Raw genomic sequence first — 17,966 nt, forward strand, 5'->3', positions numbered from 1 at the left:
CGGTCGCCAGCAAAGAAAGCAAGCTTTCTTCCTGATGCCCCTCGACTTGCATGTGTTAAGCCTGTAGCTAGCGTTCATCCTGAGCCAGGATCAAACTCTTCATTGTAAAAGTATTGTTATATATCCCAATAAGGGACAATATTAGCTCTGTTCAGGATGTCGAAAATTTATTGACGGTCATTTTTCATATACCTATATAATAAGTATTGACGGTTCTAAATTTACTTGTACTACTTGTATTGTTTATCAATTTTTCAAAGAACTCTTCTTTTCGATTGCGCTTCGTTTCAAAAGCGGGTGCAAAGGTAAAAGGTTTATCTCAAAACACCAAATGTTTTTGGAAGTTTTTTTTTTAAAATGTTTCTTTCGAAGGGAAATCTTAAACTATCTATAGATAGGAAAAGAACCAAGAAAAGAAACTGCCTTTTCTTTGCGAATCGGACGACAAAGATAACTACTTTTTAAGTATATAACCAAATAAATTCGGAAATATTTTTCGGGGTAGATCTCTTAAGCGGATCCGAGCGCTTTTGCAACATGTCAATTTCAATAGGCTTTCCCTCTCTTGGAAAGCGGGTGCAAAAGTACGCGATTTACCAATACAAGACAAATTATTAAAGGTCTTTTTTTGAATAAAAAGTGAATTTTATTGTAAGTAACTGAGGAATAGAGCTATTGTTAAACATGTTTTTTGAAGAGGGAGGGAAAGGGAAAAGGGGGACACATTATTATAATATAGAGGGAAAAGAAGAAAGAAAGAAGACCAGGAGGACAGAAAGGGGAAAAGCGGGATACGGACAGACGAAAAAAGGGAAAAACAAAACTTAGTCAAGGGATTTTATTACTCTCAGAAACACCTGTAAGGAATCAGACGAAAACATAAAAAGTTGCTGGCAGGGTTGTATCCTTGTCAGAAGTATCTGTAAAAAAGAGGAGGATTTCACGGGATACAGTCTTTTCAGTACTCTCCGGTTGCGACAAGATTGAGTAGAGAAATCAGAAATCCAGCGGCTTTTGGCGTTAACATTGTTAATTGCGATTGAGGGAACATTTGTTTTAAAAGCGGAAATAACAAGGCTCTTACATTTAAAAGGTTTGTTATTTGAAGACAAAAGACTTGATTTAACACAGCGTTAAATCAAACGACGGAGAAGGAAGAGGATAAAGGTAGGAAAGTATTGGAAATGAAGAAGATGGAGAGAAGAAGGATTGTTTATCGAAAAGAGGGATACAAGGCGGACGGAAAGGGATAGTTGCGATTTGGGTAAGTATGGTTGCAAAGGATTTTCAAAAATGCTACGGGAAGTGGAAACCAGAGGGGGCAGTACCTTTAAAACAAAAGGCGAGCTGGTTTTAAACCAAATAAAGTGAGCGTACAGGGGGCTGTGGAGCCGATTTTTGCCAGACAAGGAAACGGTTCAGAAGAAAAACATCAAAAAAAGATATACGGATTTGAAAAAGAGAGAGAGAGCAAGCAAGAAAGGAAGAGAGAGGAAGGGATAGCGATAATATTACCACATATCCCCTACTCCATTTTCTTCCTCCGACAAAAATTCCTATCTTGTTCCAAAGAAAAAACTAGGAACCAAGCAACACTTACGTATGAAAGAGAAGAACTTTACCCGATTCATGGATACCATGATCGAAAATCTAAAAACGGGCAATGCACTGGGAACAGCCCACATTTACCAAGCGAGTAAAAATGCATTCATTACTTTTCTGGGAAAAGAAGAAATCTATTTCCGACAGATAAAACCGGAACTACTGAAGTGCTTTGAGTACTTCTTGAGAAGCCGAGGGAATAGTTGGAATACAGTATCGACCTATATGCGAGTCCTGCGGGCAGTTTATAATCGGGCTGTAGACCGAAAGTTGGCACCATACATGCCCAGACTCTTCAAAAAGGTATACACCGGCACTCGAACAGACATCAAACGAGCACTGAAGCCGGAAGACATGGGACGATTGCTCAATACACAGTCTACCCGGAAACAGACTGAAACCTTGCGACGTACCCATCAATTGTTCGTATTGATGTTCTTATTGCGAGGTCTTCCGTTTGTAGATCTGGCTTATCTGCAAAAAACTGACTTAGATGGAAATACACTCACTTATCACCGTCACAAAACAGGCAGTCCACTCACCGTCACTGTGCCGAAAGAAGCCATGGATATCATCGACGAATGGAAGAATACAGATCCGGACGCTACTTACCTATTTCCAATATTGGAAGAAAACGAGAAAAGTCAAGATAATTATAGAGTATATCAGCAAGCATTACGGACATTCAATTATCAATTGGCAAAGTTGGCGGATCTACTTGGATTCAACAGCAATATCAGTTCGTACACCGCACGCCATACATGGGCAACACTTGCCTACTATCTGGAAGTGCATCCGGGGATTATCAGTGAAGCAATGGGACACTCCTCCATTAAAGTGACGGAGACTTATTTGAAGCCTTTCAATGTTAAGAAATTAGATGAAACAAATAAGAGCATAATTAAATATGCGAGAGAGGCATATACCAAATTAAATTACTGATTAACAGCTCTGTTACTTTATAGGTAACTCTTTTGTAAGTGTTTGGCAAACATATACCTTTTTTCACAAAAAAGCAAATTAAGAAACATTTTTTTTCAAGACAAAGAGAAAATAATTCCTTCATAGATAGAAAATGATTCCCACAGGCTCCGGTTTGTTGTGAAGTTGTCTCAAAGAATTGCATGCTTCTTCCCCTCTTTGCTTATTGTGGAAGCAAAGAGTCACTCTTTTATTATACCTTATTACATATAAGATTCACTTTCCAACTCCTGGATTCCCCTACAAGACGCTTCTTACGTCCCAAACGATTCATTTACTGTTACCTATAAAGTAACGGTAGATAGAGGTATTATACAGATAGAGGCAAAGCCGGAATTGGCAAGAGAGAAACATTGATTTACTTACATAACATTTTTTATTAACACTTAAAAACAGAGGTATGAGAAAATGGACTTATCTCGTAGCTGCGCTCTTAGTGGGAGGGGCAACTACAACATTCACCGGATGTATCGATAATGATGAACCGGCAGGAATCGAACAACTTCGCGGAGCGAAAGCGGAATTCATTAAGGCAAAAGCCGCCTATGAAAGTGCATTGACCGAAATCCAACTGGTCAAGGTAGAACGGGAAAAAGTTAAGCTTGAGAAAGATCAGGTTGACTTGGAACTGAAAAAATGCAGTTTAGAAGCAGAACAAGCTAAAACAGCAGAACAAAAAGCTTATTGGGAAGCTGAAGCTCAAAAAAGAACTGAAGAGTTCAAAGCAAGGATGTTCGAGCTACAGACACTTACCGCACAAGCTGAGTATAACAACAAAAAAGCCTTGATGGAAATCGAAGTGGCTTTGCTGACAATGAAGGATGATGTGTATACCAAAGAAATCCGGAAGTATCGGAACTTATTAGTTGGATTTACATATAAATCCGAGTCTACCACCAATGGAGAAACAACTACTACAACAAATTCCAGCTATGGTGCATTAGCTGATTTAGCGAATGCAAAATCAGAGTTGATGAAAGCAGAAGTTGCCGAGATTAACTACTTATCTCAAAACAAATATTATCTGGAAGAATTGCAATTGGATAAAACACACGCCACTAAAACACTGGAAATCCAGCAAAGTTTATTGGAAGAATACAAAGCACTGGACGCAACAGGTACAGACAGCAAAGTTCTCGCAGATAAGCTGAAAGGCTATAAAACCGATTTGCAGGCTCTTGACGCTAAAGAAGACGAAGCCTATACCAAAATCGAAGAAATGAGAAAACCGATCTTCCCTATTAATCAACAAATTATTGAAGAAAAGATAAAGCTGGACGCCCAATCCTCTGCTTATACTTTGGCTAAGGCAGATGTAGATCCTGCTTTGGTGAGCGGATTATACAGCGCATTGTCAGTCGAAGAGGGTGAAGACGCACTCGTTGAAGATCTTGATGAAATCTTTGTTGAGGATGCTTGGGACGCAGAATTGCTGAAATACCAATACACCATGAAGAAAGATGTAGTGGTTAAAGATCTTAGCCTCAATGAAAAAGCAACTAAAATAGGAGCCATCGCCAATGCTATAAAGGCATATTATCAAGGAGAGAATAGCGAAGCGTTCGATGCCAGCGGAAAATTACTGGATGCATACAAAGCTAAATTTGAAAATGAACTTAAGCGTTTAGAAATTGATAAGAAACCGGCTTACGCCCAGTTCAAAGCTGATTCTATCACATGGATCGACGCATACGCTGCTTATGTAGGAGCACTGAAGGCTTATAATAACTATAAAGGAGCCAACACTTATCAAGCGATTAAGAAAGAGATCACAACTTATAACAGCTTAAAAGCTGAAGACAAGAAGTTGGAAACAGCCAACACACTGCGTACCTCCATATTGGGATACCTTGAAAAGAGAAAAGCGGTAGACGGTCTTAACGTAGAATTCGCTACTAATTATAAAGACGCTTTAACGGACGCTAATCTGGCTACTTTCAATGAAGCAATTGCAACTGCAGTAAGTAACGATATAAGTTCATTAATCGGCAATGAAACTCTTGCAACATCATTCAATGCTAAAGCTGAAGGTAGCACACTCTCTGCCTTCTTGGAGGCTAATCAAGCACTGTTCGGTGGTTCAACGCTTAATCTTGAAAAGAGCATCGAACCTAAAGAAGTATCAGCAAATAAATATGATATGCCCAAAAATGTTTCTCAGTTGATTGAAGATCCCGACGAAAATTCAGGTTCATTCATTAAATACTCCAATTTAGCCCAGGAATCTAACTATCTGGCTAACCTCGACAAATGGCAGGCTTTGTATGCCAAGATCAAGGCAGAAGCAGATCCTGTACTTGCAGAAGTGGAAGCTATCAACGAAAACATAGAAAAACTGGAAGCACAGATCAAAGATGAAAACGCCGCATTGTGGCAGGCAGAATTGGCTTGCTACCTGATTAAAGGTGATAAGTCGAAACGTAAAAACAATATTTTCTCTGAAGGTAACCCTTACAAAGACTACTATACTTCTAACGAACAAAAACCACTTTTGGGTAATGTCGTAACTGAGTATTCCAAGATTGAAGCCGAAATTGCCCTTGTTGGAAGAGCTATGGAAGATGGATACTTCTACTATACGTATTATGATGCCGACAGCCACACCTATAAGGTAAGCGAAAATAGCAAGACCTTGAAAAGTTTACTTGAATATCAAGAAGGAATTATTACCAAAGCGAAGAGCGCTGTAGAAACTATTGACAACAAAATTGCTTTGTTTGAGAAATTCGGATATACCAATAACGAAGGCAATGAACAGTATCTTGACCTGCTTAAACAAAATATCGAAAAGGCTCAAAGAACAGTAGACGAAATGCAAGCAGCAGTGGATGGCTTGAACGCAACCCTGAAGAAACTCTTGGACGCTTACGCAGCTGAATAATAAAAAATTAAAGAAGAATATATATGATAAAGAAACTATGCATAATCCTTCTGTCTGTATGTACTGTTGCGCCTGTGATGGCGCAGCAATACAGCAGCAGCGATGATGCGTCGTTTGCTCCTAAAAAAGGTCAGTGGCAAGTATCCATGATACTGGGTAGTTCGCAGATGTTCAACAACAATACGGAGAACTATCTGTTGCCTACCTACTGGAACGGACAAAACTATAGCTTTCCGAATGTAGGATTAGGCAATACATCCGGACACCAGTCATCCGATCCGGCTACTTACCTTCAACTGGGAGATTTGAATTCTAATAATTTGGTCAATATCATCGGTATACAGGGAAAATACTTCCTGACAGACCGTTGGGATGTTAATCTGATGTTCAGCATGAACATCGGTGTAACCCCCAAAAAGGATTATATCGAGGGAGACAAGACGGTTACCGATATGCAGATTCCGGCTCTTCAATATATGGAAGGCAGAATCAAAAACAACTGGTCGGTTAATATTGGCTCAAACTATTACTTCAACACAAAAAACGAACGCATCAATCTGTATGTAGGTGGCCTGCTGGGCTGGCAAATGGGAAGAATAGAAACCACACTTCCGTATACCGGAGTCATGGTAAATGATAAAGATATGGACACAGATGGAGATGATACCAATTTACAACCGAGTCAAGATCCGAGCGGACAGGACAATAGTCCGGTCGTAGACGATGGAGACGTCACAGGTACTCCCCTGGAGGTTTATATCCCCAACAGCAAAGCCGGACAGATATTCGGTTTACGCGCAGCAGCCGTTGCGGGTATCGAATACAGCCTCAGCAAAGGACTGATCCTGGGATTTGAAGTTCAACCGGTAGCTTATCGCTACGACATGATTCAGATTATCCCGAAAGGAACACCCGTCTATAAGGTAGGACATCACAACATCAACTTGTTTGCTCTGCCCAACCTGAAAATAGGATTTAGATTTTAAATAAGTCCAGAATACTACGAAAGATCACCCCGTTCTACCTTCGGGTATGTATGGGGTGATTTTTTCTAAACCATAGGATAGATAAGAAGAAGATGAAAAGAGAACTCACAGGAATTTTGTTGATAGTCCTCATAATGGGAGCCTGCAACCATGCACCCCAAGAAGGGACTTACCACCTCAGAGGAATAGTGACCAACGAGAAACTGGAAGGCAGAACCATCTATCTGCAAGATGCTGTCAAAGGCACAGTGAGATATGACAGCGCTACGGTGAGTGAAGGACGCTTTGTGTTCAGTGGAAAAATAAATGCTCCTGAAGTGAGGGAACTCTTTATTCAGGAAACTGACAGCGACCGGTTCCCCATCACTCTACCCATAGTTCTGGAACCAGGAGAGATCAACACAAAAGTAGGAGACATCGTACTGGTGGAAGGCACCGGACTGAACGAGGAGATGATGCAGACCTTGGTAGCCATCGACCGGTTCAAAGACCGGGATTTCACCGGGAAAGAGATAAAAGAAATCAAACAAGCTTTTGCGGGATTTGTGTTGGAACAGATTGTGAGACACGCCGGCAGCCCTGTAGGAAAGTATTTATATAAAGCCTATCAAAACAAACTAAACGAAAAGCAACAAGCCGAAGCACGAAAAACACTCGGTATCGGTTAGGGAAAACATACCGGAACACACTGGCAGGAGTTTTACCTAGTTCTCTGCCTGCCCGGTACTTTTAGTGTTGCACCGGAAAGCTCCGTGAGGAGGTTTCCGGTTTCTTTTTCTCTCCCTTGCCCCAACCGGTACAGAAAGTATCAGAACTGGAAGTAGATGAACGGCTGAATTTCACTACTCTTCATTTGGATAACCAGATAGATCATAGCCACCATCACAAGGGCCTTGCCAAGGAAAGGGAGTTTGATAACTCCACGACAAACAGCATTTTCCCAACTATCCGGAGCAAAATGAAGCAGAAACCCGACTACCATCAGTGCAAATACCCGCCAATATCCCTCAATCAGTTGCGGAAAAAGCTGGGGACGAAAAGCCGTAAAAATCTGGTTCAACATATCCATTGAATTATGAAAATCGGCGTTACGGAAGAAAATCCAGCAGAAACAAACAAAGTGGAAGGTAATAATGACACCCAATACCCGCCGAATGCCGTGACTGGTCTCCCCTTTCTTTCTTCCGGCGATAGACATCCACGCTTTGTGTAGAGCAAGTGCCACGCCATGAAAAGTGCCCCACAATACAAAATTCCAGGAAGCCCCGTGCCACAATCCACCGAGAAACATGGTAATAATCAGATTGAGATACTGACGGAACTTTCCATGTCGGTTACCCCCCAAGGAGATATAAAGATAATCGCGCAACCAACTCGACAACGAAATGTGCCAACGCCTCCAGAACTCGGTGATCGAGGCTGACTTATACGGAGAATTAAAATTCAGATTGAAATGAAAACCAAGCAAAAGGGCGATACCGATTGCCATATCACTGTATCCTGAAAAATCACAATAAATCTGCAAGGTATAGCCATAAAGTCCCATCAGATTCTCAACTCCCGAATAAAGCGTAGGATTGTCAAAAATGCGCTCCACAAAGTTGACACTGATATAATCGGAAATAACCGCTTTTTTGAACAATCCGGCGACAATCAGGAAAATGCCTCTACCGAACATCTCTTGTGACACATACAGCGGTTTACGAATTTGCGGAATAAAATCGCGTGCCCGCACGATAGGGCCTGCCACCAACTGAGGAAAGAAAGAAACATAAAAGGCATAGTCCAGTAAACTGGTAAGGGGCTTGATCTCTCTCCGGTAAACATCGATAGTATAACTTAACGACTGGAAGGTGAAGAAAGAGATGCCGACAGGCAAAAAGATATCGAGTGCGGTGAACTCTCCCCCCATCAGCGAAGCAATGACACCACCAAGAAAATTAGTGTATTTGAAGTAGCAGAGCAATCCTAAATTGACCGATACACTAAGTATTACCCATAGTTTACGCTTCCAGCGGACATCGGTCCGATCCATCAGCCAAGCTATCACAAAATCGGTAACGGTGACAATGGCGAGCAGGAAGAAATAAGTACCACTACTCTTATAATAAAAATAATAAGAGAAAAGAGCGACAAATAAAATACGCGCTGTGTTGCGGTGCTGCAACAGTGTATAGATTACCATGAACGCAGCGAAGAGCCAGAGGAAAATTCCACTGCTGAATATCATCGGAGCATCCGGATTGTATTTAAAGGCCTCCAACAGGCGGCTAAAATCGATATCAATGGGAAACATACTCATTATAGGCTTTAATAATGGCTTCATATAATAATTCTCCCTGAAGTGTATAACCTTCGGGAAGATAGTGCACATGATCCGGACGCATCAGTCCCGCATCTATCCAGTTTTTGCAGGCACGCAGGCTTCCGCCTACGATATTGTACATATCCCACACCACCAACTTGTGGCGGCGGGCAAAATCATGGATTGTATTCACTGCTGTTACCGTACGGGGATTGACAGCATAAGTACGACGCCGGCGACGTTGACGGAAACTCTCGTAAGATCCCGGAGGAGTAGTCAGCAAGATAGGTACATTTGGCAAACTGTCGCGCAACAATCCGAGCAGTTCCTCCATCTGTCGGTAATGCACATTCGAGTTGTACTTCCGGTTATGACTTTCATTCGTTCCAAACGAAAGAACCAACAGCTCGGGTTTCAAGGCTGCAATAGCCGCAATACGGTCAGGATGAGTAAACGTCAGGCAAGTAGCTCCATTGACTCCCATATCCGTATAGGACACCGCTCCAAATGTTTCTGTCAGCCGGGCACCGGTAGTACGGGGAAAGATGTGTCCGCGTATGTGGCTGTCACCGATATGAACAATACGTACGGTATCCTCCGAACTTCCGTTTTGCACCAGCCGTAAACGCTCAAGTATGGGAGTCAGCACTCCCAGGCTATCTATGATTTCATTTCTCCCCACTCCTCTGAAGGCTACGGGAAAAGTAACTTTCACAGAAACAGTATCTCCCAGCGACCCCGGTTCACGCATCGGCTTGCAGGCTTTCGTACCCTTGTCCATCCGCGGGCAGGCAGGCAAAAGATCTTGTGCCTGAACCGAAAAAATTCCGGAAAACAAAAGGAGTAACACCCCCAACCGTTTATTCAGCCTCATAGGCCTTTCTCCTTTCATACTGTTCTTTTCCATAAATCAATGTTTCGTATAGTAGTCCTGCCAGGTGACGTCCACCCCGGAAGTTGATGTGTGTATAATCATAATTAGCCAAAGAAGGCTTGGCATGTACCAACCCTGCCATACTTCCGTCACCTCCCATAGCCTCAAACATGTTCCAGAAAGCAATTCCGCTTTCCGCTGCTATGCTTTGCTGATAGCGAATCAGGTTTTTCACACCGGGCATCGTGCGTAATTCGCCGGTATCGGTCTTATAATCGCGGTCACCCACACTCAGCAACAAAAAACCGGATTGTGGAAAACACTCTTTCAAGTGGTTTATGGCCGTAAGAAGGCCTTTCTTATAAGGATCGTAGTTCCGTCCCCGCTCGGTCGCAACATTCAGACCATATTCCAGAATAATCAAGTCGTAGGGACGCTGGGCATTAAACTCTTGCAGCATCTTTGACGGAATGCTGCGAAGCGAGAGTCCCGAACTGCCGCGCAACGAGAAATTGTCGACAATAATCCCTTGCGTACCATCCATTGCCAATCCATAAAATAAAGTAGAATCTGCCTGATTGATATCCCAGCGCACCGAGCCGATGCGACCGTTTACCTTCATCTGCTGCAAACTGCCGGTAGAAGGGAATTCCCGTGTATCAGTCTCACCACGGTTGACACGAACGGAAAGGCTGACTTCACCTTTGTTATAGAAAAAGATGGAAGCTGTCTGGCAAGTATCGAGCAGGGAAGCATATTTATTCTGCCCCCGGAGTTCGACATAGGCCCCTTCACGAGGAACGAAGTAGTGTCCGGAAACTCCTTGCTTCTTTTTGTCGAAATAAACGCTATCGGTCACCGCATGACTGGACCATCCGCCAAAAGAATGACGTACCGTCGGACGGTATCCACTGGTCATCGAAGTAATGGTAACAAAACCGACACCACACCCACCGAAACGTTTCTGCAACATCTCACGAAGATCGGCAGTGAAAATATCTGCCTCAATAAAAGAATCGCCAAATACCGCTATCCGCACCAACCGGCCTTTCGATTGAATCTCGTCCAAGGCACGATAAAAAGGAGTCATTCCCCGCATCGTAGAGTCACTATAATCTTCGATACAGGTCATCCCACTGCGACACGTATCTACAAATGCAGGTTTCACTACCGGGACCGGAGGCAGGCTGTCTGCTTCCGCTTCATCTTTATCAGGTTCAGGCATACGGACATCACTCAGCAAATCTACCCGTCTCATTGTATGTCCGTCGATCGTTATAGCCGGCAGCCAGTGCATTCCAATCAATGCAAACAAGACAATCAATGTCAGCCACAACGAATATTTCAAATAATTTTTCATGCACGCTCTTAATTTAATAAGAAGTTGCAAAGATAGATAAAACCCATAAAAAGAGAGGAGAATCTACATTAAATTAATGAGATTCTCCTCTGATGTTATCTGTCGGCAGGCGTTAAATGCTCCGCTCCACGTTGGTGACAAAAGCTCTCAGGCCAAGCTGCTCTGTCTGCATGTCCATCTTATGCAATGCATCCAGCAACGGGTCAACCTTCTTGTCGTCCACCACCGTGATGATGGCCGAACACATACTGGGCCAGGCATGGCTGCCGAAGTGGGGATCGCCTGTCTTCGAGCCACGTCCCTGCACCCGTTCCAAATAGGTGAAACCACGGCAACTCAAACGGTCCAGCAAAGCAATGATACGTTCGAAATAAGCCTGATCGAATGTGATTAATACTGATTTCATATCTTGATTTCTTCTTTATTATTTCTTAATCATTTCATCTTTATGCTCTTCAAAGTAAGCTTCCAGCTCACGTTTGCGTCTCAACACTTTACGCTGATGCTTGATACCTGTACCGGCAAACACACAGTATAAAGTAGGAATGAGAATCAAGGTCAGAATGGTAGAAACCGTCAAACCGCCAATTACGGCAATCGCCATCGGACTCCACATCTCCGAACCCTGTCCACCACCGATTGCCATCGGAATCATACCGAGGACAGTAGTAGCAGTGGTCATCAATACCGGGCGAAGACGGCTCTTGCCGGCTGTTACAACGGAGTTAAGCACTGCCAATCCACGCTCACGGCAAAGGGTGATGTAGTCGATAAGCACAATACCATTCTTTACAACGATACCGATCAACATGATGGCCCCCAACAAACTCATCACACTCAGTGTGCTCTTTGTGAAGAAAAGGGCCATCAATACCCCACTGAAAGCAAATGGCAATGAGAACATAATGATAAACGGATAAGTCAATGATTCGAACTGCGCTGCCATTACAATAAATACCAGTACGACAATAAGGATAGCAAGTGTACCCAAGTCGCGGAACGAATCTTGCTGGTCTTCGTATGAACCGGCTACCTGAATTGTTACATCCGACGGAATATCCATCTTATCGATAATGGCGTTACCCGCATTCACCACGTTACCCAATGCTTCGCCGGAGATAACCGCCGATACGGTCACAATACGTTCACGGTCTTTACGCTCGATGGTAGGTGGCGCAAAACGTTCGACAACCTTTCCAAGCTCTTTTACGCGTACGGCTTCTCCACGACTGTTATAAATAAGGATATTCTCGATGCTTTCAATACTTGTACGGTGTTCCGGCGCATAACGCACTTTAATGTCATATTCGTCTCCATCCTCACGGTATTTAGAGGCAATGGCACCATTAATACGGTTACGCAGATAATTACCGGCGGTTGCCAGATTCAATCCGTGCAAAGCCAGTTTCTCACGATCGAAGTCTACCTGATACTCGGGCTGATAGTCACTACGGCTGATGTTGACTTCCGACACACCTTTCACATTGAGCAACTCACGTTTCAGACGTGCAGCTACGCTATCGGTTTCCTCCATACTATAACCATATACCTCAAAATCGGCACTTGCCTGAGCAGACATACCTGTGTTACTACCACCCAGGATGACCTGCGCTTTGCTGAACTCCGGATATTTCTTCAGATCTTCACGCATTTCGTCACAGACTTGTTCAAGGCTGATATCACGATCACCCGGATCGACCAGACTGATGTTGAACGATATAATGTGCGAACCGTTATCCTGCATAGAGGCCCAGGTATTGTCTGAGTCGGCCTGTCCTACCGTATAGTTACATACAGTCATTACACCTTTATATTTGTTCAGCCATTGGTTAGTCAGTTTCTCCGAAATCTCTTGTGCCAGCTCTTTGCGTGTTCCGATAGGTAACTCCAGCTGAACTGCGATACGGGCATTATCCTGCGCCGGGAAGAATTCAGTACCGATGCTCTTGGCACAGAACAGGCTGACGACAAAGAACACGATACAACCAAAGATAACAATCGGACGATGCCGAACTGCCCAGTTCAACATATGGGCATAGCCTGTATCCAAAGCATCCAGTCCTTTCTCAATAGGGCCGAAAAGGAGCTTGAAGGTCTTCGATTGCTTCTTCTGTAAACGCAACAACTGCGAACAGAGCATCGGGGTCAATGACAAAGCAGCCACAGTAGAGATAAACATGATGGCACACATCATCCATCCCAACTGCTTAAACATCACTCCGGACATACCACTTACCATCGTCAACGGGAAGAACACCGCAATCATGGTCAGTGTGGAAGCAATAACGGAGATAGCCACCTCATTGGTTCCGTGCACCGCAGCCTGTTTCGGATCGGAACCACGTTCGATGTGGGTCGTCACATTTTCAAGTACCACAATCGCATCGTCCACCACCATACCGATGGCAATAGAAAGGGACGAAAGTGAGATGATGTTAATCGTATTTCCGGTGACGGCCAGGTAAATAAACGAGGCAATCAGCGAAAGCGGAATAGTGATACATATAATCAATGTCGCACGCCAACGTCCCAAGAAAAGGAACACCACGATGACAACGAATAAAAGGGCATACAATACGGTCTCGGCCAAACTGTCGATGGTGTTGAGGATGTTGTCCGATGTATCGACAATCACTCCCAGCTTCACATCACTCGGCAAATTCTTCTGCAACTTAGGCAGGGCCTCGGCCACTTTCTTGGAGATATCTACGGAATTGGCTCCCGATTGCTTCTGTACGACAATCATGGCACCTTTCACTCCATTATTATATGTTTCCTGAGCGCGCTCTTCTACCGTATCGACTACCCGGGCCACATCACGCAAATAAATATTTGCCCCATTGTAACTACCTACTACAACATCTTCCAGTTGGCGCGAATCGTCAAACTCTCCTTCAACACGCAGCGAATAAGTCTCGTTACCGATATCGAAGTTACCACCGGGGATATTTTTGTTCTCGGCACCAATAATCGAACTGATTGTTTCAATGGTCAGATTATAGGCTTCCAGTTTGTTAGGGTCACAATAGACCTGAATCTCACGTTGGGGCGCACCACTGATGGATACCGTACCCACACCGGGGATACGTGCCAACGGGTTAACAACACGGTCGTCCAGAATCTTATATAATGCCGACTGGCTTTCATTAGCTTGTACCGACAGCAGTACAATTGGAATCATGTCGGTACTGAACTTGAAGATGATGGGGTTCTCCACATCATCCGGCAGCTGAGAGCTGACCATATCCAGTTTGTCGCGTACATCATTTGTCAGTACATCGATATCGTTACCATATTCAAACTCTAATGTAATCAGAGACATATTTTCGGACGAACGGGAAGTGATATGCTTCAGGTTGCTGACAGCATTCAGCGTATTCTCCAACGGACGAGTCACGTTGTTTTCTATATCCGAAGCACTTGCTCCGGGATAGGCGGTCATTACCATGATCGTATTCGTATCGATATCCGGATACAAGTCGATAGGCAATTTGGACAAAGAGAAGAGACCAAAAATCACCACTGCAAGAAAGCAGAGGGAGGTCATAATCGGTTTTTTTACCGCTCCTTCGTATAAACTCATTTTTCCTAATTATTAAAAGTGGATAATGTACCGGTATGCCGTAAATGGTGCCCCATACGTTATAAGGAAACACACGGCATACGGTTACATTGATTCATTATTTTTCTACTTCTACCTCAGTGCCGTTGATCAATCGGGTTTGACCGGCAATGACTACCTGAGAATTGTTGGGTACACCGGACTTCAACTCATATTCAGCACCCATGCGGCGTCCCAGTTCGACCTTATTGTATGTCACCTTTCCATCTTTGTATACATACACATAGCGGTCACCGGCACCTGCCTGTTTCACAATCGCCAGATCGGGAACAACCACATTCTCTTCCGTACCGAAGTTCAGACTGGCACGGGCAAACATTCCCGGACGTACTTTCTGATTCTGATTAGGCAACTGAATCTCTACCTGGAATGTACGGGTAGTCGGATCGATTGTCGGATAAATCAGGCTGATTTTGCCTTCGAAAGCCTCATCGCCATAAACATCCAGTTTCACATCGACAGGAGCACCTTTTTTCACTTTGGTAAAGTAAACCTCGGATACGTTGATCAGCAGCTTAACCGGAGTGATCTTCTCGACGGTCAGCACCGGATTGCCTCCGCTGTACATATCACCGCTATCATAATTGCGGGCAGTCACCACACCGCTGATAGGACTCAGCAAAGAAGTATTCTCCAGCAAATTCTGGTAAGCCGTTTTCTTTACGTCATAGGCCATCTTCGCAGCATCCCATTCCGATTTGGAAGCACCACCCACTTTATAAAGTTCGTCAATACGCTTGAACTCCACTTCCTGGTTGTCCAGTTGCAGTTTAGTCTGTTTCAGGTTGGCAGCATCCATCTGTACCAGTCTCTGTCCTTTGGATACATGATCGCCTACCTCTACAAAGATTTTATCAATACGCACCGGTGATGAAGGCGCAATGTTATTCTTCACTTCAGCTTCTACAGTTGCCGTGTATTCCTGTATCTGTTCTACCGGGCGCGCTGTTACATCAGCCAATTTTACTTTTGGCTTTTCTTCTGTTTTTTCAGCGGCACCTTTGTCTTTTCCTCCAGTGCACGAGCCCAATAGCACAACGGCGAGCAGGGCTACTAATTGGAAACATCTTTTCATATTCAAATTTTAATTGTTGTGTGTTTAGTTACTCTGTTACCTCTTCTCTTCCCAATACCTGATCAAGATCAGCCTTTGCAACCAGATAGTCGTAAATAGACTGATTGTAGGTCAACTGGGCCTGTGTGAGCGCCACTTCCGAATCGTTCAGTTCAAGGATAGTCCCTTTTCCCACTTCATAACGTTTCTGGGCAATGAGACGTCCCTTTTCTGCTTGTACGATTCCTTCTTTATTGCTGACCACCTGTTCAGTGCTTGCGGCCATATTGTCCAGATAGCTGGTGGCCTGCATAGTCAACTGACGCTGTACGTTGGTACGGTTCTCGGTCAATTGCTGCATCTGAATCTTGGTCTGCTTCACCTTCGTAAAGTTACTTGCCTTAAACAAAGGAATACTCAGGCTCAAACCGACAGTAGAATATGGAAACCACTTATAGTGTGACATCTTAAAGTCATTATTCAGTGATGTATACGAATAGTTGAAAGATGCAGCCAGCGTCGGCATAAAGTTAGTCCGCTGAACAGCCAGCGTCTTCTTCAACAAATCGGCATTTAAATCCAATTGCTTCAAATCGCTGTTATTGTTCAGGTTCAGCTGGTTGCTTTCCATCTGGCGACGGAACATCACCATTTCATAATCCTTCAGGTTACCGTCAGCGGCAATAGCTACATCGGTATCCATCCCCATCAGCACCTGCAACTGCAAACGGGCAAGATTCACCCCGTTACGGGCGGAAACAACCGAAGGTTTCAGGCTGCGCACCTGTACATCGGCGCGAATCTTATCGTACTCGCTAACCGTACCTTGCTCGTATTTGGCTTTCACCACTTCATAGTTAGCCTCTGCCTGTGCATAGCTCTGCAGAAGCACCTCGTAGCTGTCCTGTGCCAATAGCAGTTGATAATACGCCTTGGTCACTTGATTCACCAGATCGAGTTTTGACGAGCGTGCCTTCTCAACAGCCAGTTCTACATCCGATTTAGTCAGATTAATACTCTTGTAAAGTGCCGGAGCAAAAACGGGCAGACTCACATTCAGTCCTCCGTTATACGAGTTGTCCGAACCTACCTGGATGGTCTGCGATTCTCCGCCAAAGTCCATCACCATTGTCTGTTTTTTCAGTGTCCGCGAATAAGAACCTGTCAACGAAATCTCCGGAAATAATCCTCCGTATGCCTCCTTCTTAGCCTCTTTTTTCAGCTGAATCTCTTGGCCGGCCACTTTCATTGTGGGGTTTTCACTCAACGCAATTTCCAGTGCTTTGTCAAGCGTCAGTTGCAAGGTGTCTTTAACCTCCTGTGCCTGTACATAACCCACCGAGAGCAGTACAGCCACCGCTAAAAGCATCTTTTTGCTTAAGAAACATTTCATTTTGTTCATACAATAATTTTAGTTGTTTATCCTGGGAACTTCTTTGTGCTTCCCTATCTTAGTGTATTCTTTGTTTTCTATATTCCGTTATGAAATCTTCCAATACCCGTGCTCCTTTCTCTGTGGAAATTCCACGGATATAGGTAAACATAATCGCCTCGTAAACCTCGAGGAAAGAATATTTATTGCAAATATCCGTATTCATCAACAGGTCGAGCTGCTCGTGAACCAACAGGTTGACAATGGCAAAGTTTACATCATCTCTGAATATCCCCTGTTTAATGCCCATCTTGAAAAACTCAATCGTACTGTCTGAGTCTCTTTCCCGGTAATTCTTCAGCAAGCTGTGAACTTTCGGATATTTCTTTATGTCCTCAAAAAAACGTTTGTTCGTTCGATGGAATGTCTCAATGCTCCGCTGATAGCATACAAGTATAACTTCAAGAACATTTTTCGAGTTAGCCAAAGTTTCCGCCAAGAAGGTATTCATCTCCTCCTGACGCTTTAAAATACACTCGGTCAGCAAGCTCTCTTTATCTTGAAAGACCTCATAAAGTGTACGTTTCGATATACTTAAGGACGCAGCAATGTCGTCCATCGTAATACTTTTGATACCATGTGCAGTAAAAGCTTCCGAAGCTGTCTCAATAATTCTGTCTCTTAGTTCCCCTCTTTGTGAGTTCTCTTTCACATTCTCAATCATTAACCCGTTCTTTTGTTGTTAGACTATCGATTATCAGCGTTTTCGCCTAATAGAAACGAAAAACTGAACAAAGATAAGCAGAAAACTCGACGGGATAAATCAGTTTCCTAATTATGCATACATATTTGATAAATATTATAACTTTCCAAACGAAAATCGAAACAAGTGTTAACAGAAAACAATGATGCAAAGATAAGGCTAAGAG

At 43.6% G+C, this 17,966-nt stretch carries 12 protein-coding genes and 1 rRNA gene; 4 read left to right on the forward strand and 9 right to left on the reverse strand.

The window, feature by feature from the left end; all coding sequences use genetic code 11:
* Positions 1-106, reverse strand: a 16S ribosomal RNA gene (locus tag ISX59_RS16435); the annotation flags it as partial.
* 1,496 nt (positions 107-1,602) lie between these two features.
* On the opposite strand from ISX59_RS16435, the gene ISX59_RS16440 reads away from it, so the two are divergent.
* The 4 genes from ISX59_RS16440 (at position 1,603) to ISX59_RS16455 (ending at position 7,118) form a co-directional block, all read left to right on the forward strand.
* Positions 1,603-2,544 carry a site-specific integrase gene (locus tag ISX59_RS16440; RefSeq protein ID WP_005782272.1) on the forward strand — a complete coding sequence of 314 codons (942 nt, stop codon included), beginning with the start codon at positions 1,603-1,605 and terminating at the stop codon, positions 2,542-2,544.
* 439 nt (positions 2,545-2,983) lie between these two features.
* Positions 2,984-5,464, forward strand: coding sequence for a hypothetical protein (locus ISX59_RS16445; RefSeq protein WP_220576078.1), 2,481 nt, complete (start codon positions 2,984-2,986; stop codon positions 5,462-5,464).
* A gap of 23 nt (positions 5,465-5,487) precedes the next feature.
* Positions 5,488-6,450: a BT1926 family outer membrane beta-barrel protein gene (locus ISX59_RS16450; protein WP_005811308.1), complete on the forward strand. Its 963-nt coding sequence runs from the start codon at positions 5,488-5,490 to the stop codon at positions 6,448-6,450.
* Positions 6,451-6,542: 92 nt separating this feature from the next.
* The gene (locus ISX59_RS16455; RefSeq protein ID WP_220576079.1) at positions 6,543-7,118 is read left to right on the forward strand and encodes a DUF4369 domain-containing protein; all 576 of its coding nucleotides are present in this window, start codon (positions 6,543-6,545) and stop codon (positions 7,116-7,118) included.
* A 140-nt stretch (positions 7,119-7,258) separates the two neighbouring features.
* On the opposite strand, the gene ISX59_RS16460 is transcribed toward ISX59_RS16455, so the two are convergent.
* The 8 genes from ISX59_RS16460 to ISX59_RS16495 form a co-directional block, all read right to left on the reverse strand.
* Complete coding sequence (locus ISX59_RS16460) at positions 7,259-8,746, reverse strand: MBOAT family protein (protein ID WP_220576080.1); 1,488 nt, start codon at positions 8,744-8,746, stop codon at positions 7,259-7,261.
* Positions 8,733-9,629 carry an SGNH/GDSL hydrolase family protein gene (locus tag ISX59_RS16465; protein WP_175413787.1) on the reverse strand — a complete coding sequence of 299 codons (897 nt, stop codon included), beginning with the start codon at positions 9,627-9,629 and terminating at the stop codon, positions 8,733-8,735. Before ISX59_RS16465 ends, ISX59_RS16460 begins: the two co-directional genes overlap by 14 nt.
* Positions 9,616-10,989 carry an SGNH/GDSL hydrolase family protein gene (locus tag ISX59_RS16470; RefSeq protein ID WP_032531560.1) on the reverse strand — a complete coding sequence of 458 codons (1,374 nt, stop codon included), beginning with the start codon at positions 10,987-10,989 and terminating at the stop codon, positions 9,616-9,618. The genes ISX59_RS16465 and ISX59_RS16470 overlap by 14 nt, the downstream gene beginning before the upstream one ends.
* A gap of 112 nt (positions 10,990-11,101) precedes the next feature.
* A complete protein-coding gene (locus ISX59_RS16475; protein WP_005782259.1) occupies positions 11,102-11,395 on the reverse strand; it encodes a PG0541 family transporter-associated protein in 294 nt (97 codons plus the stop codon).
* Positions 11,396-11,413: 18 nt separating this feature from the next.
* Positions 11,414-14,572, reverse strand: a complete 3,159-nt coding sequence (locus tag ISX59_RS16480) for an efflux RND transporter permease subunit (RefSeq protein ID WP_005782257.1) — start codon at positions 14,570-14,572, stop codon at positions 11,414-11,416.
* 97 nt (positions 14,573-14,669) lie between these two features.
* Positions 14,670-15,686: an efflux RND transporter periplasmic adaptor subunit gene (locus ISX59_RS16485; RefSeq protein ID WP_005811320.1), complete on the reverse strand. Its 1,017-nt coding sequence runs from the start codon at positions 15,684-15,686 to the stop codon at positions 14,670-14,672.
* 28 nt (positions 15,687-15,714) lie between these two features.
* Positions 15,715-17,067, reverse strand: coding sequence for a TolC family protein (locus ISX59_RS16490; RefSeq protein WP_032531561.1), 1,353 nt, complete (start codon positions 17,065-17,067; stop codon positions 15,715-15,717).
* A 49-nt stretch (positions 17,068-17,116) separates the two neighbouring features.
* Positions 17,117-17,761, reverse strand: a complete 645-nt coding sequence (locus ISX59_RS16495) for a TetR/AcrR family transcriptional regulator (protein WP_005782249.1) — start codon at positions 17,759-17,761, stop codon at positions 17,117-17,119.
* Positions 17,762-17,966 lie beyond the last annotated feature (205 nt).

Origin of the sequence: Bacteroides sp. FSHCM14E1, assembly GCF_019633785.1 — a bacterium.
In the GTDB taxonomy this organism is placed as follows: domain Bacteria; phylum Bacteroidota; class Bacteroidia; order Bacteroidales; family Bacteroidaceae; genus Bacteroides; species Bacteroides hominis.